The 21786-nt window shown below is 64.0% G+C and carries 17 protein-coding genes; 8 read left to right on the forward strand and 9 right to left on the reverse strand.

Going from position 1 to position 21786, the window contains the following annotated elements; translation table 11 throughout:
* Entirely contained in the window at positions 1-867 is an 867-nt protein-coding gene (gene lgt, locus A9D15_RS15300; protein ID WP_066766549.1) for a prolipoprotein diacylglyceryl transferase, read from the reverse strand.
* A gap of 234 nt (positions 868-1101) precedes the next feature.
* Here lgt and A9D15_RS15305 point away from each other — a divergent pair, with 234 nt between their 5' ends.
* The gene (locus A9D15_RS15305; protein ID WP_156521816.1) at positions 1102-3843 is read left to right on the forward strand and encodes a [protein-PII] uridylyltransferase; all 2742 of its coding nucleotides are present in this window, start codon (positions 1102-1104) and stop codon (positions 3841-3843) included.
* A 136-nt stretch (positions 3844-3979) separates the two neighbouring features.
* Here the strand turns inward: A9D15_RS15305 and A9D15_RS15310 are convergent, their stop codons facing one another.
* The gene (locus A9D15_RS15310; RefSeq protein ID WP_066766990.1) at positions 3980-4852 is read right to left on the reverse strand and encodes an OmpA family protein; all 873 of its coding nucleotides are present in this window, start codon (positions 4850-4852) and stop codon (positions 3980-3982) included.
* On the opposite strand from A9D15_RS15310, the gene A9D15_RS16660 reads away from it, so the two are divergent.
* Positions 4836-5033 carry a hypothetical protein gene (locus A9D15_RS16660; protein ID WP_156521817.1) on the forward strand — a complete coding sequence of 66 codons (198 nt, stop codon included), beginning with the start codon at positions 4836-4838 and terminating at the stop codon, positions 5031-5033. The genes A9D15_RS15310 and A9D15_RS16660 overlap by 17 nt on opposite strands.
* 168 nt (positions 5034-5201) lie before the next feature.
* Here the strand turns inward: A9D15_RS16660 and A9D15_RS15315 are convergent, their stop codons facing one another.
* Both A9D15_RS15315 and gltX read right to left on the reverse strand, forming a co-directional pair.
* Positions 5202-6062 carry a hypothetical protein gene (locus tag A9D15_RS15315; RefSeq protein WP_156521818.1) on the reverse strand — a complete coding sequence of 287 codons (861 nt, stop codon included), beginning with the start codon at positions 6060-6062 and terminating at the stop codon, positions 5202-5204.
* A 157-nt stretch (positions 6063-6219) separates the two neighbouring features.
* Positions 6220-7551, reverse strand: coding sequence for a glutamate--tRNA ligase (gltX, locus tag A9D15_RS15320; protein WP_066766563.1), 1332 nt, complete (start codon positions 7549-7551; stop codon positions 6220-6222).
* A gap of 243 nt (positions 7552-7794) precedes the next feature.
* Between gltX and A9D15_RS15325 the strand changes: the two genes are divergently transcribed.
* Positions 7795-8085: a hypothetical protein gene (locus tag A9D15_RS15325; RefSeq protein ID WP_066766567.1), complete on the forward strand. Its 291-nt coding sequence runs from the start codon at positions 7795-7797 to the stop codon at positions 8083-8085.
* Positions 8086-8090: 5 nt separating this feature from the next.
* Here the strand turns inward: A9D15_RS15325 and A9D15_RS15330 are convergent, their stop codons facing one another.
* From A9D15_RS15330 to A9D15_RS15340, 3 genes are all read right to left on the reverse strand, one after another.
* Positions 8091-8588: a hypothetical protein gene (locus A9D15_RS15330; protein WP_066766571.1), complete on the reverse strand. Its 498-nt coding sequence runs from the start codon at positions 8586-8588 to the stop codon at positions 8091-8093.
* On the reverse strand, positions 8585-10246 hold the full coding sequence (locus tag A9D15_RS15335) for an NAD+ synthase (protein ID WP_066766577.1): 1662 nt from the start codon (positions 10244-10246) through the stop codon (positions 8585-8587). The genes A9D15_RS15330 and A9D15_RS15335 overlap by 4 nt, the downstream gene beginning before the upstream one ends.
* Positions 10247-10356: 110 nt before the next feature.
* Positions 10357-10719, reverse strand: a complete 363-nt coding sequence (locus tag A9D15_RS15340) for a hypothetical protein (protein WP_066766580.1) — start codon at positions 10717-10719, stop codon at positions 10357-10359.
* 182 nt (positions 10720-10901) lie between these two features.
* On the opposite strand from A9D15_RS15340, the gene A9D15_RS15345 reads away from it, so the two are divergent.
* From A9D15_RS15345 to A9D15_RS15365, 5 genes are all read left to right on the forward strand, one after another.
* Complete coding sequence (locus A9D15_RS15345; protein ID WP_066766583.1) at positions 10902-12794, forward strand: putative nucleotidyltransferase substrate binding domain-containing protein; 1893 nt, start codon at positions 10902-10904, stop codon at positions 12792-12794.
* Positions 12791-13474, forward strand: coding sequence for an exonuclease domain-containing protein (locus tag A9D15_RS15350; protein WP_066766585.1), 684 nt, complete (start codon positions 12791-12793; stop codon positions 13472-13474). Before A9D15_RS15345 ends, A9D15_RS15350 begins: the two co-directional genes overlap by 4 nt.
* A gap of 132 nt (positions 13475-13606) precedes the next feature.
* On the forward strand, positions 13607-13879 hold the full coding sequence (locus A9D15_RS15355) for a DUF4212 domain-containing protein (protein WP_066766586.1): 273 nt from the start codon (positions 13607-13609) through the stop codon (positions 13877-13879).
* A gap of 10 nt (positions 13880-13889) precedes the next feature.
* The gene (locus A9D15_RS15360; RefSeq protein ID WP_066766589.1) at positions 13890-15665 is read left to right on the forward strand and encodes a sodium:solute symporter family protein; all 1776 of its coding nucleotides are present in this window, start codon (positions 13890-13892) and stop codon (positions 15663-15665) included.
* Between the two features lie 159 nt (positions 15666-15824).
* Complete coding sequence (locus A9D15_RS15365; protein WP_066766591.1) at positions 15825-19184, forward strand: PAS-domain containing protein; 3360 nt, start codon at positions 15825-15827, stop codon at positions 19182-19184.
* Here A9D15_RS15365 and A9D15_RS15370 read toward each other — a convergent pair.
* Both A9D15_RS15370 and der read right to left on the reverse strand, forming a co-directional pair.
* Entirely contained in the window at positions 19181-20305 is a 1125-nt protein-coding gene (locus tag A9D15_RS15370; protein ID WP_082924548.1) for a BaiN/RdsA family NAD(P)/FAD-dependent oxidoreductase, read from the reverse strand. The genes A9D15_RS15365 and A9D15_RS15370 overlap by 4 nt on opposite strands.
* Before the next feature lie 49 nt (positions 20306-20354).
* Positions 20355-21734 (reverse strand): ribosome biogenesis GTPase Der, encoded by a 1380-nt coding sequence (gene der / locus A9D15_RS15375; RefSeq protein ID WP_066766595.1) that lies wholly within the window; start codon positions 21732-21734, stop codon positions 20355-20357.
* Positions 21735-21786 lie beyond the last annotated feature (52 nt).

The raw sequence follows: 21786 nt of genomic DNA on the forward strand, positions 1-21786 counted from the left end.
TCAGGCCGGATCGGCGACCGGAGCTTTCGCCTGCTGCCCGATGGCGGGCCGCGTCAGCGACCAGATCACGATGCCGACACCCACCGCGATCATCGGCAGGGTCAGCCACTGACCCATCGACAGGCCGGTGCTGGCCGCGAATTCGGCCAGCTGCTCGTCCGGTTCGCGGAAGAACTCGACCGTGAAGCGGGCCAGGGCGATACCTGCGGTGAACACGCCGACAAGAAAACCGGGGCGATAGCGCGCCCGCGTCAACCAGAAGAGCGAGAGCATGATGACAATCATCGCAAGGCCTTCCAGCCCTGCTTCGTAAAGCTGGCTGGGATGACGCGGCAGCGGTCCTGCGCGCGGGAAGACCATGCCCCATGCGACGTCGGTGGGGCGGCCCCACAGCTCTCCGTTGATGAAGTTCGCGATGCGACCGAGGAACATCCCGAAAGCGACGTTGACCGAGATGTAATCGCACATGCGGATGAAGTTGAGGTTGTTGCGCCACGCCACCCACGCGATCGCCAGCAACACGCCCATCACGCCGCCGTGAAAACTCATCCCCCCGTTCCACAACTGCACCAGCTGGTCCGGATTCGCCCAGAGCGAGGGTTCGTAGAAGGTCGCATAACCGATGCGCCCGCCAAGGATGATGCCCAGCGTGCACCAGAAGAACAGGTCCTCTGCATGACGCTGTGCCATCGGGGCGCCGGGCTGCTTCAGCATCTTGATGAGGTGGAAATACCCCAGCACGATGCCCGCCAGATAGGCCAGCGAGTAGAACCGCAGCGTGAAGAAGCCGAGGTCGATTCCCGGTCTCAGGCCAAGGTCCGCCCAGTGGATCGGGGCGTTCGCCGTCTCGGCGGCGGCAGCAAGCATCTCAAGCAATCGACAAAACTTTCCGTCTGGGCCGGGGGAACCCCGGCATGTCGGGCGCGCTTTTGGCACAGGCGGCGATGCGATGGTAGGGGGCTGGATAAAGGTCGCCGCGTTATGCCAACTGCCGGTTCCCCCGCTCTGTTCTGGGGCGCTGTTCACTTGTTTGGTCGCGCCGCCCATATAAGAGTTTGATTGATGCGCGTGTGCATACCGCGCGCGAAGGAAGGACCGGACTTGCCCGCACCCCGTATTGCGAACCAGCGTGCCATCATCGACCGCCGCCGCGTCGTCGCAAAACTCGACGCGCTGGTCGAAGGCATGGACAGCTTCGACCGCAAGCCGATCGTGAAACTCCTGCGCGGCGCGCTCGACAAGGGCCGCGCGGAAATCGCGGACCGGCTGGTGGAAGAACCTGCCGCCGGGCACAAGGCAGCCGCGGCGCAATCGTTCCTGATCGACCAGCTGGTCCGCATCATCCACGACCACGTGATTACCCACGTCTATCCGCTCGCCAACCGTTCACGCGGGGAGCGGTTGGCGATCCTTGCCGTGGGCGGCTACGGGCGCGGCGAGATGGCGCCGCAGTCCGACGTCGACATCGGATTCGTCACGCCGATGAAGAACACGGCGTGGTGCGAACAGGTGGCAGAGGCCATGCTCTACTACCTGTGGGACCTTGGCCTGAAAGTCGGCCATTCCAGCCGCACGCTGGACGACATGGTCCGCATGGCAAAACAGGATCTGACGATCCGCACTGCCCTTCTGGAGGCGCGCTTCCTTTGGGGCGACCAGGACCTTTACGACGAGGCGCGCGAACGGTTCTGGAAGGAAGTGGTCAAGGGGACCGAGCGCCAGTTCGTGGCCGACAAGCTGGAAGAACGCGACGCGCGCCACAAGCGCATGGGCGATTCGCGCTATGTCGTCGAACCCAACGTGAAAGAGGGCAAGGGCGGCCTTCGCGACCTCCACACGCTCTACTGGATCGGCAAGTACATCCACCGCGTGCAAAGCGCGTCGGAACTGGTGGGCGCAGGGCTGCTGTCGCAATCCGAATACCGCGCCTTCCGCCGGGCGGAAAACTTCTTCCTCGCCGTGCGCTGCCACATGCACATGATCACAGGGCGCGAGGAAGACCGCCTGACATTCGACCTGCAGCGCGAAGTGTCGGAACGGATGAACTTCGTAGACCGTCCGGGCAAGAGCGCGGTCGAACGCTTTATGCGGTTCTATTTCCTCCAGGCGAAGCGCGTCGGATCGCTGACTGGCGTCTTCCTTGCCGAGTTGGACGAACAATTCGCCAAGCGCGCCAACCGGAACCTGCTGTCACGCCTGCGCGACCGGAAGCGCACGATCAGGGGTTTTGAGATCGCGGGCGGGAAGATCAACATTCCCAGCGACACTTTCTTCCAGAAAGACCCGAAACGGCTGGTGGAGATCTTTACGCTGGCCAACACCGAAGGAGTCGAGGTCCACCCCGCCGCAATGCGCGCCGCCGACCGCGATGCCGTGCTGATCGACCGGTCGGTCCGCAACGATCCCAAGGCGAACGCATTGTTCCTCGACTTGCTGGCAAGCGAGGACAACCCCGAACTGGCGCTGCGCTGGATGAACGAGGCGGGCGTTTTCGGTCGCATCATGCCGGAATTCGGCCGTGTCGTCGCGCAGATGCAGTTCGACATGTACCACCACTACACGGTGGACGAGCACACGATCCGTGCCATCGGCACGCTCGCCCGGATCGAGAGCGGGGAGATGAACGACACCCACCCGCTTTCGACCGAACTCTTGCCCAAGCTGAAGTACCGCCGCGCGCTCTATGTCGCGACGCTGATGCACGATATCGCCAAGGGCCGCGGTGGCGACCACTCGGTGCTCGGCGCGGACCTCGCTGAAAAGGTCTGCCCACGCCTTGGCCTGGACGAGACGGAGACCGAACTGGTCGCGTGGTTGGTCCGCCACCACCTGCTGATGAGCGCGACGGCGTTCAAGCGCGACCTTGCCGACCACAAGACGATCATCGATTTCGTCGAGGTCGTCCAGTCGATGGAGCGTCTGCGCCAGCTTCTCATCCTGACCGTGGTCGACATCGGCGCGGTCGGCCCCGGCACCTGGAACAGCTGGAAAGCGCAGTTGCTGTCCGATCTCTATTACGCGGCGGAAGAACGCATCCGCCTTGGCCACAAGGTCCACGGCCGGGACAAGCGGATCGAGATCAAGAAGGAGCGCGTGAACGCCCTGCTCGACGATGGCGGCGCGCTGGTCGACAAGTTCGGCAAGGCGATGCAGCCGTCCTACTGGATCGCGGAGGCGGAGGACGTGATCGCATCGAACCTTCGCCAGATGGAGGTGATGGGCAAGCAGCCCCTTTCCATCGACACGCAGTATTACGCCGAACGCGGCGCGACGCTGGTGACGGCGATGGCCGCCGACCATCCGGGCCTGTTCTCCCGCATCTGCGGCGCGATCCATCTTGCCGGCGGCAACATCATCGACGCGCGCATCCACACGACGCGAAACGGCCTCGCGGTCGACAACTTCCTCGTGCAGGACCCGCTGGGCCGGCCCTTTGCCGAAGACAGCCAGATGCAGCGGCTGGTCAAGGGGATCGAGGACGCGCTGGCGAACAAGGTGAAGCTGGTGCCGCAACTGGCCGCCCGCCCCACTGCACGCACCCGCGCCCATGCCTTCGACGTCCGCCCGCGCGTCAACTTCGACAACGAGGCGTCGAACAAGTTCACCGTGGTGGAGGTCAACGCCCGCGACCGGCCGGCTCTGCTGAACCGCCTGTCACGCGCGCTGTTCGAGGCCAAGACGATCGTGAATTCGGCCCACATCACGCATTACGGCGAACGCGCGGCCGACACGTTTTACGTAACCGATCTCCTGGGCGACAAGATCGCCAGCGAGAGCAGGCTGAAAGCGCTTGAGAAACGGTTGCTCGAAGCGGTCGAGGCCACGGAAGAAGCGGCGAGCTGAACCGCGCCGGCAGAACGAACGGAAACGGGGCGGGACCGACAGGCAAAAACCTGTCGTACCCGCCCCGTTTCTGTTTTGGCGTCAGGCCGTAGGGCAGACGCATGGGGCAGGCAAATGGGGCCAGCCCCCGCAATCATCAAAGGCCGTCGAGACCCTTGCTGACCAGAACATTGACCGCCACGCGGCGGTTCTGCGCCTTGCCGTATTCGGTTTCGTTGTCGGCGGCCGGATCGGCTTCGGACATGCCGGTCGGCGTCAGCATGCGATAGGGCTTCCAGCCGCAAGCCTGCTGCAGGTAGTTCACCACGCGGCCGGCCCGCTTCTCGCTCAGCTCCTGGTTGTAATCCTGGCTACCGTCGGCATCGGTGTAACCGACGACGAGCAGCAGGGCATTGTCCATGCTTTCGGCCTGCGAAGCGGCGCTGCAAAGCTCGTTCTGGGCTTCGGGCGACAGGTTCCAGCGACCGGTGTCGAAGTAGACGTTGGTCGTCGACTTGATGTTGTACTGGTCGATGTCACCCATGCGGCCGCGCAGGGCTTCGGTCGCGGCTTCGTTCTGGGCAAAGCGCTGGTCGGTGCCGTTGAAGATCATCGCGGCGGTTTCGAGATCGTCGTTGCTGAAACGGATCTCGTCGGCGACGAGCACGTTGGCGTACTGCATCGTCTTCACCTTGACCGGCAGGCCGTTGAACAGCGACGACGCTGCACGGTCCTTGCTCGACAGGCCGAGGAAGCCGCCCTTGCTCTTGATTTCGGTCTCGTCGTCGATGGTGACGACGGTGCGGGTGCCGTCGGACGCGGTAACCTGCATGCGGTCACCGGCGCGGGCCGAAATGATGCCTTCGACCTCGGGTCCGGCAGTCATCTGGTCGCGGCTGGGAAGGCGGTCGGCCTGGACGAGAACGCTCTCGCTCGGGCGGTCGTTGACCTGCGCGAATGCGCCGGTGGCCGGAACGGCCAGCGTGGCTGCAAGCAGCAAGGCCTTCGAAGTCATGGAAACCGATTTCATCAACATACTCCTTGAATTGTTCGGCCCGATCCTCGCATCCGCACGGCGACATGGCGCCACCGTCCCCCTGATGACTGTCGGGCTTTCGAAACTTTCACCCCTCTTCAAACTGGTGTGCGGCGGCGGGCCACACGTGAACGCGGGACGATGCCTGTTCACCCCGCCCTTGCTGGCGCATTAACAATTCCCGTTAGCCATGCGTTTTAGCTGCTAACGGGAGCGCATTGTGCGACGAACCGTTTAAGCTGTCGCCACAAAAAAGCCACTTTCCACCGGCGGTTTGCCACATTTCCCGCCATTGCGAGGTTGGCAGCAGGGGGATTCCCTGCCCAGATTCAGCGCGCGGAGATCAGGAATAGCGCGCGAGATGCTCTACGGCCGCGAAAGCGCCATCGGGATCGGGCAAATGGTCGAGATAGACATGACGCACATCGCCCGGCTCTCCGGTGACGAGCGTGATCGACCCGCGCTCACCGCTGTCCGCATTCCGCCAAGCATCGACGATCCGGTCGCCCGCGACCTCGCGGTAGACCGCCCGCCTCAGGGGCGAGATCCAGACCACGCGCGACCGCGTGACCGAGCCATGGCCGAACATGTCGCGCAGCCACGTCCGGACAAGCGGGAGCCCCATCACCAGCACCGGCACCGCGTAACAGAGCGTCACCATCAGCGGGAAGAACATCCGCCGCAGCCCCTCGCCAAAGCCGGTCGCGCCTGTTGCCGATGATTGCAGCCACATCCCCAGCAGGATCAAAAGTCCAAGCGCGATCGGCAGGACGACAGCGCGCGGCCCGCGAAACGTACGCCAGCCAGGCCTGCCGATCCAGCGTAGGGTCTCTCCCGCGGGCAGCGTGTCTTCCGCCTCGGCCACGGGCAAAGCGCGCAGCGTACGAACCATCCGGCAGGCGACAACGGTGGCCGCCAATGCGAAACTGCCCAGAATGACGGCAAAGACCGTCTGTCCGGTTCCGCGGTCGATAGCGACGCGGCGGTGCTGCGGGTCGCGTAGATAGAAAGTGCTGTCCGGGTGCAGGACCGCGAAAGCCGCGACCGCGAAGAAAACGATCATCGCCAGCGCCACCGAAATGGCGATGGCTGTCATCTGTCCGCGGCCCGGCCTGTCTGGATTATCGTCCTGCATCCCGCCGCGTCTTGTGGCGGGAAAGGCGCGGGCGGGAAAGCGCTTTCCTACTGCCGGCCCGCTCGTCATGATGCGGGTGGCTCTTTGGTTTTGTTGTATTTTTGGCGTTCGGCGCGCAAAGTGTCACCCTGTCTGGTGGCGCTTCCAGCGGCGGATTTCCGGCCTTTCCTGCAGGCGGCGGCAAGGTGACAGGGTGTCACCTTTGTCACCCGCGGCATGTTTGCCGTCAGACAGCGGCGCGCAGCCTTGCGATAGCCCGATCCTTGCCGATCAGCGGCAACAGCGCGTTCATGTCCGGCCCGTGGTCCATGCCGGTCAGCGCCTGTCGCAGCGGCAGGAACAGCGCCTTGCCCTTGCGGCCCGTGCTCTCCTTGAGCGCGCCCGTCAGCGTCTTCCACGCCGCCTCGTCCCACGTCATCTTGTCGGCAGCGGCGGCGGCCTCGGCGATGAAGGCGCGGTCGTCGTCGGTCATTTCGGGCCGGGGCACATCGCCTGCGATGACCTGCCACCACTCGTGCGCCTCGCTTGCCTTTTCGAGGTTCGGGCGCACTGCCAGCCACGCGGCCTCGTCCATGGCTTCGGGCAGCAGCCCTGCAACTTGCTTATAGTCCATCTGGTGCACGATCTGCGCGTTCAGCCGCAGCAGTTCCGCTTCGTCGAAACGCGCCGGTGCGCGGCCGAAGGTGGCAAGGTCGAACCCTGCGGCAAGCGAGTCCATCGACGGTTCGGCAACGATGGGCTGCGACGTGCCGATGCGGGCGAGCAGCGAGTCGATCGCCATCGGCTCAAGCCCCTGTTCGCGAAAAGTGTCGACCCCGATCGAGCCGAGACGCTTCGACAGCTTCCCCTCGCTCCCGGTCAAGAGCGCCTCGTGCGCAAAGCGTGGCGGGGTTGCGCCTAGTGCGGTGAACATCTGCAATTGGACGGCCGTATTCGAGACGTGGTCCTCACCGCGCAGCACGTCGGTCACGCCCATGGCAATGTCGTCGACCGCGCTAGGCAACATGTAGAGCCACGACCCGTCGGCGCGGCGGATTACGGGGTCGGACATGCGATCCCCCTCGAACTTCTGGGGGCCGCGAATGCCATCGTCCCAGACGATGGGTTCGTCGCGGTCGATCAGGAAGCGCCAGTGCGGGGCGATGCCCGCAGCTTCTTTCGCGGCATGGTCGGCTTCGGTCAGGTCCAGCGCTGCGCGGTCGTAGATCGGCGGCAGGCCCCGTCCCAGCAGGACCTTGCGGCGCAGTTCCAGTTCCTGCGAGGTTTCGTAGCAGCGATAGACCCGGCCCGCCGCTTTCAGCCTCTCGAATGCTTCTTCGTAATGGGACAGGCGCTGCGACTGACGCTCCTCGCCATCGACGGCAAGACCCAGCCAGGCCAGGTCCTTGCGGATCGCCTCGACATATTCCTCTTTCGAACGTTCGGCGTCGGTATCGTCGACGCGCAGCAGGAATCGCCCGCCCGCGGCCTTGGCGAGCAAGAAGTTGTGTAGCGCCGTGCGGATATTGCCGACGTGAAGGAGCCCGGTAGGCGAAGGAGCGAAGCGCGTGATCGTCATGGACCCGCTATAGTGTCCGAAACCGAGGGGAAAAGGCCCGAGTTATCAGCGGGCGGCGATAGGAAAGGTTAATTCCGGATGAATGCGACTTGCCGAGGTCGATGCTGCGCAGCATAATCCCGCGCCAAGGCAGGCCGGAACACCTGTCTTCGGACATGATAAATATAAGAGGCTTGGATGGTTGGAACGACACAGGTCCGGTGGTGCCCCCGCTGCAGGACATGGGGCAAGGCAACGCGAACCATGCGCGATCCCTCACGCGCTTTCGTCGCCAATTTCGAAACGGGCGCGATTCCTTTTGAATACGTGCGCGAAGGCTATCGGTGCCAGACATGCGAAGAATTGCACACGACCACGCGGATCACGAACTGCAAGCCGGAATACGTCTGGTCGGCCCGCAGCGTTCTCGCCAAGCTCTACACGCTTGACGAGGACATGCGCCGCAAGCGCGCGATCCCGATGTCGTGGGAAGGTCATCCAGAACTGTCGGACTGGTCGGAAGCAATGACCCCGCGTGCCGCCGTACGGCATTGACGAACTTACTGGCTGAACAGCGTTACCGAGTGACTGCCACCCGATAGTTGGATGCCGTTTTCGGGTGTCCGGCGCACTTCGCTTGCCGCATCGATGGCTGCGACCATCGACGCGATTTCGGGTTCGAGCGGCGCTGCGCACGGCAGCGGCTTCGGCTTGATGTCGATGGTGATCGCAGGGGTGCGCCGCGTCGTGACCTTTTCGGCTTTGTGGGTATAGTTCCACGCGATCTGCTGGCAGTTGTCGAATTCGATCCGATCCTGCCCGATATGAATGGCAACGCCGTAATCGGCCTCGAACGGTTCGCCATCGATGCCCGCAAGCCGCCAATCACCGCGAATGGTTTCGGGCCAGGGGTTGGCAGGTTCCGGGAACTCCTCGACGATCCGCCCTTCCATCGCCGCGCGGGGATCGCCCATCGGATGCTCGCGCTCTTCCGGTTCGGGAAGCGCGGGGCCGCAGGCCGCAAGTCCCGCGAAGGCAAGGGCGGCGAGCGCCCTCACCCCGAACGGAACCGGTGGGTAATCGGATAACGCCGGTCACGCCCGAAGTTGCGCGCGCCCAGCTTCACGCCCGGAGGGGCCTGCCGCCGTTTGTATTCGGCGACGTGGAGCAGGCGTTCGATGCGGGTCACGGTGTGGCGGTCGAAACCCTCGCCGACCAACTGGTCGACGCTCTTTTCGTGCTCCACCAGCCCCAGCAGGATGCCGTCGAGGACATCGTAGGGCGGCAACGAATCGCTGTCCTTCTGGTCGGGGCGAAGTTCCGCACTGGGCGGCTTGTCGATGATGTTCTGCGGGATGACGGGGCCGGACGGACCAAGTCCGATCTTCGGCTTGTGGTGATTGCGCCATTCCGAAATGCGGAACACCGTCGTCTTGTAGGCATCCTTCAGCGGATTGTACCCGCCCGACATGTCGCCGTAGATCGTGGCATACCCGACGCTCATCTCGCTCTTGTTGCCGGTGGTGACCAGCATCGGGCCGAACTTGTTCGACAAAGCCATCAGCGTCACGCCGCGAATACGCGACTGGATGTTTTCCTCGGTGATGTCGACGCTCATGTCCGCGAAATCGTCTGCAAGCATCTCGTCGAAACCGGCGACGGCCGGCTGGATCGGGATGGTGGACAGGCGGCACCCGATCATCTTCGCGCACTCGGCCGCATCGTCCAGGCTTTCCTGGCTGGTGAATCGGCTGGGCAGCATGACGCACCAGACGCGATCGGGGCCCAATGCATCGGCAGCGATCGCGGCGCAGATCGCGCTGTCGATACCGCCAGACAGGCCCAGCACGATGCCGGGAAATCCGTTCTTGTCGACATAGTCGCGCAGGCCGACGACCATCGCGCAGTAGATATCCTCGGGGTGGTCGGCCAGCCGGTGCAGCGCGCCGGGCACGCAGGACCAGCCGTTCTTGCCCTTGATCCAGCGGGTCGTGACCTCGACCTCTTCCCAGTCGGGAAGCTGCGCGGCGAGCGTACCGTCACCGTTGATCACGAAGCTCGCCCCGTCGAACGCCAGTTCGTCCTGGCCGCCGACGCGGTTGAGGTAGGCCATCGGCACGCCGGTATCGATCGCGCGGCGCTTGGCCACGCCTTCGATGCGAAGCACGTCCTTCTCGATCTCGTAGGGGCTGCCGTTGACGCAGACGAAGATCTGCGCGCCCTGTTCGGCAAGGTGGCGGCAGACGGCGGGGTGCCAGATATCCTCGCAGATCGGCAGGCCGAGCATCACACCGCGGAACAGGACCGGATCGGGCAGGTCGCCCGGGCTGAACAGGCGGGCCTCGTCGAAAGTGCCGTAATTCGGCAGTTCGTGCTTGAACCGCGTCGCGGTAATCCGCCCGCCGTCGAGCAGCGCGACACCGTTATGTAGTGCCCCGTCGCGCACGAAGACCGAACCGACCAGCATCGCGGGCCCGTCCTTCTCGGTTGCCTTGGCGAGCCGGTCCAGCTCTTCTGCCGCGCGTTCGATCAGGGCAGGCTTTTGCACCAGGTCTTCGGGCGGATAGCCGATGAGGTTCATTTCGGGAAAGACGACGAGATCGCTTTCCATCTTCGCCGCCCGGTCGCGCGCGGCCAGCATGGCTTCGGCGTTGGCAGTGATGTCCCCGACCAGCTGGTTGCACTGGACAAGCGTGATTGCGAGCGTTTCGGTCATGGAGTGGCGAACGATTTTCCGTTGCGGGGCGCGATGGCCGGACAAGTGATTGCAACGGCTGGGCTAGCGCAAATCTCGCGGATGCAACAGGGGGTTCGGCACTGCCCGCGTTAAAGCTGCGATCCGCGATCCATCAGCCGGGCCATCCGCTCATGCAACGGTTTGTCGATTTCCTTGCGCAAATGGTCGAAGACCATGGGGCGCAGCGGCGCGCGGAACGATACGCCGACGAACGCGCCATTCTTCCAGCGCACGTCGACGACCAGTGGGCCGACGTCTTCCAGAATCATGTGGAACACGTCACCCGGCTCGCATGTGATCGCGTGATCGCGGATGCGGCAGCCGGTTTCGGAAACCTCAACGATGGAGATGACGCGCCCGACGAAAGGGCCGGACTGGATGCGACCGAAGGCCATGCCGCGCCAGCGTTCCTGCGAACGCACATCGTGCGCCGAAAGACGCTCGTATGCCATGCCCCTGATCCCTTGGAAAAAGCCCCTCGGCGCGACGTTATACGCAAATTACTTAAAAGCGAGCGCTTTTCGCAGACGCACAATTGTTGACCGCACTTGTCACCGGCCTAGTGCCGAATTCTCGACCTAAGTCGCAGTGGCACCGTGCTTTGCGCAGGAGTAGCATCGGAACCGGATTTGCCATGCAGGATGCGCCCGAAACTCTCGAGATCGCCGAATTCCTTCGGCAGCACCCGCCCTTCGGCGGACTGTCTGACGCAGAGCTGGCTGCGCTGATCCGCGCACTGGAAGTGCGATACTACCGGCGCGGATCGACGATCATTTCGGCAGGCGACGAGAACGATTGGTTTTCGATGGTGCGTTCCGGCGCGGTCGAACTGCGGCTGGGTGGAAGCGATCTTAATGCGCGGCTGGGTGAAGGCGGGTGCTTCGGTTACCCCTCTCTGCTGCGTGACGGGCGCGCCCAGAACGAGGCGGTCGCGCTCGAGGATTCGCTCGTCTATCGCATCGCCAAGCCCGCGTTTCTCGCCACGATCCGCAGCCACCCCGAATTCCGCGCCTTCTTCGAAATCGACGAAGCCGTCCGCCTGCGCCGCGCGGTGGACAGGATGCGGCAGGTCGCGTCGGCCAGCGAAGGCTCGGCTGACACCCTGGGCGCCCACGCCTCTATCGGATCGCTTGTCCGGCGCACCGGGATCGTCACCGGCGATCCGGGCATGGCCGTGTACGAAGCCGCGCGCCTCATGACGCGCGAGGATGTCTCCACCCTCCCTATCTGCCGCGACGGCAGGCTGATCGGCATCGTCACCGACAAGGACTTGCGCCGCCGCGTTCTGGGAGTCGGGCTGAACCTGTCGAGCCCGGTCAGCGCGATCATGACCAAAGAGCCGGTGACCGCCGTACCCGATACGCCGATCCTGACCGCGCTGATCACGATGGCCGAACGGCACATCCACCACTTGCCGATCCTCGATCCGGCGGGCGAAGTGATCGCCATTGTCTCTTCCAACGACATCCTGTCCCAGCTCGGCTCGAACGCGCTGCATATCGCCAAGGCCATTTCGGCCTCGGCGGATTCGGGACAGGTCGCCGACGCGACTTCGCAGCTTCCGCAGGCGCTGACCGGGCTGGTCGCGGCGGGCGTCGATGCCGATCACGTCTCGCGCTATGTCTCGACAATCGGTGAAGGCGCGCATCGCCATCTCCTGAAACTGGGCGAAGAGAAACTCGGCCCGCCGCCGGTGCCATACGCGCTGGCCTGCTTCGGCTCTCTCGCAAGGGCGGAACAGGCGCTGGGCTCGGACCAGGACAACGGGTTCGTCTTTGGTGAAGGATACGATACTGCGCAGCATGATGCCTATTTCGCCGAGCTTGCCCGCCACTTGTGCGACGGGCTGAACGCGGCGGGTTATCGCTATTGCCCCGGCAACATCATGGCGACCAACCCGACCTATCGCCGGACGGCGGAGGAATGGGCCGATATCTTTCGCAGCTGGATCGAGAGCCCAGATCCGCAAGCGGTTCTGGAAAGCACGATCTTCTTCGACATGCGCGCATTGGCGGGCGAGAAATCGCTGGTCGAAGGGCTGCGGCGGGAAGTCTTCGCCGAGGCCGCCAAGAACGGCATATTCCTGTCTTTCATCGCGCGCGCCGCCGCGACGACGCGCGTGCCGCTGGGCTTTTTCCGCAACTTCCTGCTGCAGGACGATGCGGACGAAGGGCGCGTGCTCGACCTCAAGACACAGGCCATAGCGCCCATCGTCGACATTGCGCGCACACATGCGCTGGCGAAGAAGCTGGTCGCGACCAACACGATGGAGCGCCTTTCGGGCGCAGCCGACAGCGAATCGCTGCCGCGCGATGCGGCGCGCGATCTTGCCGCCTGTTTCGAATTCGTGCGCGACGTGCGCTTCCGCCATCAAGCAGAACAGATCGTACGCGGGGAGCCGCCTTCGAACAAGCTCGATCCCGCGAGCCTGTCTCGCTTCGACCGGGAGCACTTGCGCGATGCCTTCAAGCTGATCCGCGATCAGCTTGAAAAACTGCGCAGTCAGTTCGCAGGCGGGGTCACATGATGCTGCCGCCCTTCAATGCGTGGCGCTTTTCACGCCGTTTCGATGCCGCCCGCAAGGCCGCACCCGAAGGGCCCTTGCGCGACTTCTACGAAGCCGGACACCCGGGCTTCGCGACGCCGGTCGAAGATCTTGAAATGATCGCGATCGACCTGGAGACCGACGGCCTCGACTTCGATCACAGCGCCTTGCTTGAGGCAGGGCTGGTCGCGATGCGCCACGACCGCGTCTTTGCCGGCACGGGCAAGCGCATCCGCATCCGGCCACCGGCAGCCCTGTCGGAAGCCAGCGTCGTCATCCATCGCATCACCGACGAAGCGCTGAAGGATGCGCTGGACGAGGAAGCGGCGCTGGCGAAATTGCTACCGATGCTGGCAGGCAAAGTCCTTGTCGCGCACTTTGCCGAGATCGAGACCGGCTTTCTCGATGCGGCGTGCAGGCGGGTTTACGATGCGCCCTTCATCGCGCCCTTCGTGTGCACGATGGCGCTCGAGAATCGCTGGTTCCCGCGGCCGCGCGCGGCAGACGGTCTGCGCCTTGCGAAGTTACGCGCGCAGTACGGGTTGCCTGCCTACCGCGGGCACGACGGTCTGGTCGATGCACTGGCCTGCGCGGAGCTGCTGATTGCCCAGCTCGCGGTCCGGAACAGTGGGCCGACACTGGGCGATATCCTGCGCCGTTAGGACGCCTTCAGGCCGCTTCAACACCCTACGACTAATGTCGCGCGTGTGCGCTCTGCCGCCCCTCTATAACGTTTCAACGTCCGCATAGACGGTTTTGCGGTCTTACAACGACCACAGGAGGGGAGGACAGCCATGTCCGATGAAACACCCGATACGTCCGCATCGGCGGGGGCGTACTGGAAAAAGAATATCCGCCTGCTCATCACGCTGATGGCCATCTGGTTCATCGTGTCGTTCGGTTTCGGCATCCTGCTGCGTGATTTCCTAGACCAGTTCATGCTCGGCGGCTTCCCGCTCGGTTTCTGGTTTGCGCAACAGGGTTCGATCTACGTCTTCATTCTCCTCGTGTTCTACTACGCGTGGAAAGTGAAGAAGATCGAACGCGAATACGATCTCGACGATTGAGGAGGGGCAGATGTCTACACAGAACCTGATCTATCTCTTCGTCGGCATCAGCTTCGCGCTGTACATCGGCATCGCCATCTGGACGCGTGCCGGTTCGACGAAGGAATTCTACGTGGCGGGTGGCGGTGTCCATCCGATCGTCAACGGCATGGCAACGGCCGCCGACTGGATGAGCGCCGCATCGTTCATTTCCATGGCCGGTCTCATCGCCTTCATGGGCTATGACGGCTCGGTCTATCTGATGGGCTGGACCGGCGGTTACGTCGTGCTTGCCCTTTTGCTTGCGCCATACCTGCGCAAGTTCGGCCAGTTCACGGTGCCCGACTTCATCGGCACGCGCTACTATTCCAAGGTCGCGCGCACGGTGGCGGTGATCTGCCTGATCTTCATCAGCTTCACATACATCGCCGGGCAGATGCGCGGCGTGGGTATCGTCTTTTCCCGCTTCCTCGATGTCGACGTCAACATGGGCGTCATCATCGGCATGTGCATCGTGTTCGTCTATGCGGTGCTCGGCGGCATGAAGGGCATTACCTATACCCAGGTGGCGCAGTACTGCGTGCTGATCTTTGCCTACATGGTTCCGGCCTTCTTCATCTCGATGCTGGTGACCGGCAACCCCATCCCGCAGCTTGGCCTCGGCTCCACCGTCAATGACGGGTCGGGGATGTACGTGCTGCAGAAGCTCGACGAATCGCTCCAGATGATGGGCTTCGGCCCTTATACGGACGGTTCGAAGTCGATGATCGACGTCTTCTGCATCACCGCCGCCCTGATGATCGGTACGGCAGGCCTGCCGCACGTCATCGTCCGCTTCTTCACCGTTCCCAAGGCTTCGGACGCGCGTCGTTCGGCAGGCTGGGCCCTGATCTTCATCGCGTTGCTCTACACCACGGCCCCCGCGGTCGCGGCGTTCGCTCGCCTGAACTTCAACAGCACGGTGAACGAGCAGTCGTATGCCGAAGCTCCCGGCTGGTTCAAGAACTGGGAAAAGAACAACCTCATCGCCTGGACCGACAAGAACGGCGACGGCGTGATGCAGGTGGCAAAGGGCGACGCGTTCAAGGGCGCTCCGGAATTTGCCGAAGGCACCGGACCCAACGGCGAACGCCTCGTCTCGAACGAAGTGCTCACCGACAATGCGAACGAGGTCTACGTCGACAAGGACATCATGGTCCTTGCCAACCCCGAAATTGCGAACCTGCCTGGCTGGGTCATCGCTCTCGTCGCTGCCGGTGGTCTTGCCGCCGCGCTCTCGACGGCAGCAGGCCTGCTGCTGGTGATTTCGACGGCGGTCAGCCATGACCTCCTGAAGTCCACCTTCAAGCCGAGCATCTCGGAAAAGGGCGAGCTGCTTGCAGCCCGCGTCGCGGCAACCTGCGCCATCGTGGTCGCCGGTATCCTCGGCATCTATCCTCCGGGCTGGGTGGCGCAGGTCGTGGCCTTCGCCTTCGGTCTTGCTGCGGCATCGCTGTTCCCGGCGATCTTCATGGGCATCTTCTCCAAGACGATGAACAAGGAAGGCGCAATCGCGGGGATGGTCACCGGTCTCGTGTTCACGTTCGTCTATATCGCCTACTTCAAGCTGGTGAACCCGGACGCGAACGTCGCCGAAAACTGGCTGCTGGGCATCTCGCCCGAAGGCATCGGCGTGATCGGCATGGTGCTGAACTTCATCGTCGCCCTGGTGGTGATGAAGATGACGGCACCTGCCCCGGCAGAGATCGGTCGCCTGGTCGAATCGATCCGCGTGCCGCGCGGTGCAGGAGAAGCGCGCGCCCACTAAGGCCAAGGCGCCAACCGGCTCCCCCCTCCTGGGGGTCCCTCGGCGGGGGCGGCAGCACAAGCTGTCGTCCCCGTCATCATTTGGCCCGTGCTATTTGTACGCGGCGAACTTTGCCCTAGAACTCAGGACTTCGGATCGAGAGGACCTGCCGGAAAGCCCATGTCGCTGCTTGTCATGCCCATGCTCGCGGTCCTCTACGGGGCGCTGCTGTTCCTTGTCGCGCATCTGGGCGACGACGACCGCATGGCCGAATTTGCAGGCCGCCACAAACGTACGATCTTCGGGCTGAGCCTTGCGGTCTATTGCACCAGCTGGACCTTCTACGGTGCGGTCGGCACCGCAGCCACGAGCGGCTGGCAGTTCGTGCCGATCTACCTCGGCCCGGTCCTGATGTTCACCGTGTTCGGCGGCTTCGTCGCGCGCGTGCTGCAGACCGGCAAGGCGCAGCATTCGACCTCGATCGCCGACTTCCTTTCGGCCCGATACGGCAAGAGTGCATGGGTCGCGGCGATGGTCACAATCATCGCCCTGTTCGGCGCCCTGCCCTACATGGCGTTGCAGCTCAAATCAGTGAGCCAGACCATGACCGCGCTCTCGCCCGAACTGATGGGCCTGCTGCGGGGAGAGGAAGTCGCGCTCACCGTCGCTGCCGCCATGGCTGCTTTCGCCATGCTGTTCGGCACCGGCCGGATCGATCTTACGCAGCAGAACCGCGGCGTCGTCATCGCCATCGCGTTCGAGGCGGTGGTAAAGCTCGTCGCGCTTGTCACGATGGCGGCCTTCGCCTTCTTCCTGCTGACTCAGCGTGTCCCCGACGACGGCGTAACGCAGGCTCTCGAAGCCTCGTTCTCGACCACACAGATCGATTCGCGTTTCATCGTCATGACTTTCCTCGGCGCGATGGCGATACTCTGTCTGCCGCGCCAGTTCCACATGCTGGTGGTCGAGGCACGCGAAAGCCGCCTTGTCGGCACCGCACGCTGGTTGTTCCCGGCATACCTCGTCATCGTATGCCTGTGCGTCCTTCCGGTAATGCTCGCCGGCAAGGCGCTTCTTCCGGCAAGCGCCCCTGCCGACATGCACATGCTGCAACTTCCGATCAGCTTCGGGGCGGACTGGCTGGCGCTGCTTGCCTTCATCGGCGGGTTCTCGGCGGCGACCGGCATGATCATCGTCACCAGCATCGCGCTGTCGAGCATGATCACCAACGACCTCATCGTGCCCGTCTTTTTCCGCAGCCAGATCCGGCGGCGGGGCGAGACTCAGATGATCGGCAACGCACTGATCAACGTGCGCCGCCTGGTCATCGCTGTGCTGCTGGCGCTGGCTTACGCCTATCACCGCTCGGTCGGAAGCGAGGCGACGCTGGCAGGGCTTGGCGAGATCGCCTTTGCGAGCGCGGCCCAGTTCGCGCCGGGGCTGCTGCTCGGCTTCTTCTGGCGCAAGGCCAATCGTTCAGGGATGATCGCCGGGCTGACCGGCGGTTTCGCGATGTGGCTGATGCTGCTGGCGATGCCGGTCTTCGGACCGGAAATCGTGCCGCCCGTCGTCGGCTCCGATCCGCTCGTTTCAGGCGTCGTCCTGTCGCTGTCTGCGAACATGCTGCTTTTCGTGGTGTTCAGCGTAGCGGCAGAGCCGAACCTGCTGGACCGCGTGCAGTCGGTCGCCTTCATCGACCAGTCCGAGGCCGACCTTGGCCGCTCTCGCATCGCCACCAACACCCGGGTTGCGGACTTTCGACTGCTGCTCGAACAGTTCATGGGCGCCAGCAACGCGCGCGATGCGCTCAACCGCCTGCGCCTCGTCACCGCGCGCCCCTACCACGACGCGGACGAGCCTGACGACCCGCTGATCGACATGGCCGAACGCATGATCAGCTCGATCATCGGCAGCTCGTCCGCCCGCGCGCTGATCCAGTCGACGCTGGAGGGAGAGCCGGTCAGTATCGAGCACGTCGTCGCCATGTTCGACGAAACGAGCCAGCGACTGCAATTCGGCTCCGACCTCCTCCAGATCGCGATCGAGAACATCGACCAGGGCATTTCGGTGGTCGATGCCGAACAGCGGCTTGTCGCGTGGAACAACCGATATCGCATGATGTTCGACCTCCCGACCGAACTGGTCGAAGTGGGCCGCCCGATTGCCGAGATGATCCGCTTCAACATGCGGCAGATGGGCCACGACGAAGCCGCGACCGAGCACGAAGTGAACAAGCGCCTGCACCACTTGCGCGCAGGTCGCCGCCATTCCACCGAACGCGAACTGCCCGACGGACGCGTACTGCGCATCCTCGGCAACGCCGCACCCGGCGGCGGATATGTCACCAGCTACACCGACATCACCGCCGACCGCGAGGCCGAGGCCGCGCTGGAGGCCAAGGTACGCCAACGCACACAGCAGCTGGTGGAAGCAAACCGCGCGCTGGAAGCGGCGACCAGGTCCAAGACCCGCTTCCTTGCCGCGGCCAGCCACGACCTCGTCCAGCCGATGAACGCCGCCCGCCTTTTCGCCAGCGCCTTGGCCGAGGAGATCGGTCCCAAACGCGCTCAGGAATCTGCGCTGCTGGCCCAGATCGACCGTTCGATCGAAACGGCTGACCGCCTGCTGCGCGCGCTGCTCGACATTTCGCGCCTTGATGGCGGCAAGGCACAAGTGGAGCCCGAACGCTTCTCGCTCGATACCGTCTTTGCCGAGATCGAGAACGAGTTCGCGCTGCAAGCCGAGGCCAAGGGACTGGGCCTTGTCGTGCGGCGCTCCGGCCTCTGGGTCAGGACCGACCGGGGGCTGTTCATCTCGGTGCTTCAGAACCTCGTCACCAACGCCGTGCGCTATACCGACGAAGGCCGCATCCTCGTCGCCGCCCGCAAGCGCGGCGACATGGCGGAGATCGTTGTTGCCGACCAGGGCCGCGGCATCGCGGAGGAAGACCTCCCTCGCATCTTCGAGGAATTCACCCGCCTCGGCGAACGCAACAGCGACGAGGGGTTGGGCCTCGGCCTCGCCATCGTGCGCCGCATCGCCGCCATGCTGGGTACCGAGGTAGAAACACGCTCCGTCGTCGGTCGCGGCACCTCGTTCCGGTTCCGCCTGCCGCTGGTCGAACCCGGTACACCCGCAGCACCGGTCGGCAAGCTGCGCACGCCCGCCCCTGCCCCAAACCGGCGCGAAGTCGTGTGCATCGATAACGACACCGGCGGCCTCGGCGCGGTCACCGCATTGCTCGAACGCTGGGGCTTCGACGTTCACGCCGCGACCGGACCGGAGGGCATCGACCTTGCCAGCGCGCCGGACCTTTTGCTGCTCGATTACCGCCTCGACGACGATCTGACCGGCGATGTCGCCTATGACCGGCTCTGCGAAAAGTGGGGAACGAGCCCGCCCGCGATCCTGCTGACGGCGGAAGACACGGCGGAAACGAAGGCTGCGGCAGAGCGCATCGGGGCCAGCCGCCTGATCAAGCCGCCCTCGCCGCCCGCGCTACGTTCTCTGATGAACGCGCTGCTCTCGCAGCCCGGCTAGAGCCCTTCGGCGCAGGCAACCGCGCTCGCCCAGGCCCATTGGAAGTTGTAACCGCCAAGCCAGCCCGTCACGTCCACGGCCTCGCCGATGAAGTGGAGGCCGGGGACTTTCTTCGCTTCCATCGTCTTCGACGAAAGCTCGCCCGTTGCAACGCCGCCGACGGTTACTTCGGCCTTGGCGAAACCCTCCGTACCGTTGGGATGGAAGGTCCAGCGCTTCAACCGCTCACCTGCTGCGCGCAAGGCTTTATCCTTGCAATCGGAGAGCGGGACCGGGATGCCGATCCTTTCCGCCAGTTCGCCCGCCAGTCTTTCGGGCATCAGCCCAGCGAGCGTCGAGCGGACGGTCGCCTTGGGGTTTTGGGCCTTCGCCGCGATGAAGACCTGCGCATCGGCATCGGGCAGGAAATCCACGGTAACGGGCGCACCCGGCTCCCAGTAGGACGAGACCTGCAGGATCGCCGGACCCGACAATCCGCGATGGGTGAACAGGGCCGCTTCACGGAACTTCGCCTTGCCCGCGCCTGCCACGACCTCGGTCGACACGCCCGACAATTCCCGGAACAGCAAATCCTCACCGCCCAGCGTCAGCGGCACGAGCGCTGGGCGCGGTTGCACGACCTTCAGTCCGAACTGGCGCGCAAGGTCATAGGCGAAACCGGTCGCCCCCATCTTGGGGATCGACGGGCCGCCCGTGGCCACCACCAGTGACGGAGCCGAATAGCTGCCCGCAGAAGTCTCTACCGTGAAAGCACCGTCAGTGTGACCGACGCTGCCGATGCTCTCGCCGCAGCGCAATTCGACATCGCCTTTCGCGCATTGATCCAGCAACAGATCGACGATCTGCCGCGCCGAGCCATTGCAGAACAATTGGCCGAGCGTCTTCTCATGCCAGGCGATGCCATAGCTTTCGACCAGCGCGAGAAAATCGCGCGCGGTATAGCGGGCCAGCGCCGACTTCGCGAAATGCGGGTTCGATGAAAGGTAGCGATCGGGCGCAACGTCGAGATTGGTAAAATTGCACCGCCCGCCGCCTGAAATCAGGATTTTCTTTCCCGGCGCATCGGCGTGTTCGATCAGCATGACCCTTTTGCCGCGCTGCCCCGCACGGGCAGCGCACATCAGGCCCGCCGCCCCTGCGCCGAGCACGATGACGTCGTGCGTCACCGGATCAATTCTTTGCGAAGGGGTTCTTGGGCGTACGCATCATCAGGCGCACCGGTACCGATCCGAAACCGAGATCGCGGCGCAGCCCGTTGACGAGATAACGGCGATAGGATTCGGGCAGATGATCAAGACGTGTACCGAACACCACGAAACGCGGCGGACGTGCGCCGGTCTGCGTGATGTAGCGCAGCTTGATCCGCTTGCCACCCGGAGCCGGCGGCGGATTGGCGGCGAGCGCATCGTCGAACCAGCGATTGAGCGCGGCGGTCGGTACGCGCTTGTTCCAGATCTCGCGCGTTTCGAACGCGGCGTTGAGCAGGTTGTCCAGCCCCTTGCCGGTCCGCGCCGACACGGCGACCAGCGGCACACCGCGGGCCTGTGCCAGACCTTCGTCCAGCGCGGCGCGGATGCCGTTGAACAGACCACTCGGGTCTTCGGCCACGTCCCACTTGTTGATCGCGATGATCAGCGCGCGGCCTTCCTCGATCGCGTGGCTCGCGATCTTGAGGTCCTGGACCTCGAGACCCTTTGTCGCATCGAGCAGGAGCACGACGACTTCGGCATAGTCGACCGCGTGGCGCGCATCGGCGACGGCCAGCTTTTCCAGCTTGTCCGTCACCTTGGCACGCTTGCGCATACCGGCCGTGTCGATCAGCTTCACTGCGCGGTCCTCGCCCGACTTCGGATCATGCCAAGTCCAGTCGATGGCGATCGAATCGCGCGTGATCCCCGCCTCGGGCCCGGTCAGCAGGCGATCTTCCTGAAGGAACTGGTTGATCAGAGTCGACTTGCCCGCGTTCGGACGACCGACGATTGCCAACTGCAACGGACCGAGCGGTTTTTCCTCATCGTCCTCGAACGGCTCAAACTCGGGCTTTTCGGGCTGCAGCGGTTCGAGCGTCGGCAACAGTGCCTCGAACAGATCGGCCACGCCTTCGCCATGCTCCGCGCTCATCGCAACGGGATCGCCGAAGCCGAGCGAGAACGCCTCGTAGATGCCTGCGTCGCCCGCCTTGCCCTCGGCCTTGTTCGCGACGACCGTGATCGGAACCGACGAACGCTGCAGATAGCGGGCGATTTCCTCGTCCAGCGGGGTCAGGCCGGTGCGGCTGTCAATTACGAACAGCGCAGCAGCAGCGCCGACCAGTGCGGCCTCGGTCTGCTGGCGCATACGGCCGGGCAGCGAATGCGCGTCCTCGTCCTCCCAGCCCGCCGTATCGACGATCTGGAACTTCAGGCCGAGCAGCTCGACATCGCCGAATCGACGGTCACGCGTGACACCCGGCTGATCGTCGACCAGCGCGAGTTTCTTGCCGACCAACCTGTTGAACAGGGTCGACTTGCCCACGTTGGGGCGACCGATGATGACGACTTGTGGAAGCATTATGCGCGCCAAGTGGCGACTTGGCGCGCATTTCGCAAGGAAATTAGAGATT

This window comes from Croceicoccus pelagius, assembly GCF_001661915.1.
In the GTDB taxonomy this organism is placed as follows: domain Bacteria; phylum Pseudomonadota; class Alphaproteobacteria; order Sphingomonadales; family Sphingomonadaceae; genus Croceicoccus; species Croceicoccus pelagius.

Excerpts from the sequence above, each read along its gene's own strand:
- lgt (WP_066766549.1), bottom strand. The coding sequence starts at position 867 with ATGCTTGCTGCCGCCGCCGAGACGGCGAACGCCCCGATCCACTGGGCG.
- A9D15_RS16660 (WP_156521817.1), top strand. The coding sequence starts at position 4,836 with ATGGAAACCGATTTCATCAACATACTCCTTGAATTGTTCGGCCCGATC.
- A9D15_RS15310 (WP_066766990.1), bottom strand. The coding sequence starts at position 4,852 with ATGAAATCGGTTTCCATGACTTCGAAGGCCTTGCTGCTTGCAGCCACG.
- A9D15_RS15315 (WP_156521818.1), bottom strand. The coding sequence starts at position 6,062 with ATGACGAGCGGGCCGGCAGTAGGAAAGCGCTTTCCCGCCCGCGCCTTT.
- gltX (WP_066766563.1), bottom strand. The coding sequence starts at position 7,551 with ATGACGATCACGCGCTTCGCTCCTTCGCCTACCGGGCTCCTTCACGTC.
- A9D15_RS15325 (WP_066766567.1), top strand. The coding sequence starts at position 7,795 with ATGCGCGATCCCTCACGCGCTTTCGTCGCCAATTTCGAAACGGGCGCG.
- A9D15_RS15335 (WP_066766577.1), bottom strand. The coding sequence starts at position 10,246 with ATGACCGAAACGCTCGCAATCACGCTTGTCCAGTGCAACCAGCTGGTC.
- A9D15_RS15340 (WP_066766580.1), bottom strand. The coding sequence starts at position 10,719 with ATGGCATACGAGCGTCTTTCGGCGCACGATGTGCGTTCGCAGGAACGC.
- A9D15_RS15345 (WP_066766583.1), top strand. The coding sequence starts at position 10,902 with ATGCAGGATGCGCCCGAAACTCTCGAGATCGCCGAATTCCTTCGGCAG.
- A9D15_RS15350 (WP_066766585.1), top strand. The coding sequence starts at position 12,791 with ATGATGCTGCCGCCCTTCAATGCGTGGCGCTTTTCACGCCGTTTCGAT.
- A9D15_RS15355 (WP_066766586.1), top strand. The coding sequence starts at position 13,607 with ATGTCCGATGAAACACCCGATACGTCCGCATCGGCGGGGGCGTACTGG.
- A9D15_RS15360 (WP_066766589.1), top strand. The coding sequence starts at position 13,890 with ATGTCTACACAGAACCTGATCTATCTCTTCGTCGGCATCAGCTTCGCG.
- A9D15_RS15365 (WP_066766591.1), top strand. The coding sequence starts at position 15,825 with ATGTCGCTGCTTGTCATGCCCATGCTCGCGGTCCTCTACGGGGCGCTG.
- A9D15_RS15370 (WP_082924548.1), bottom strand. The coding sequence starts at position 20,305 with ATGTGCGCTGCCCGTGCGGGGCAGCGCGGCAAAAGGGTCATGCTGATC.
- der (WP_066766595.1), bottom strand. The coding sequence starts at position 21,734 with ATGCTTCCACAAGTCGTCATCATCGGTCGCCCCAACGTGGGCAAGTCG.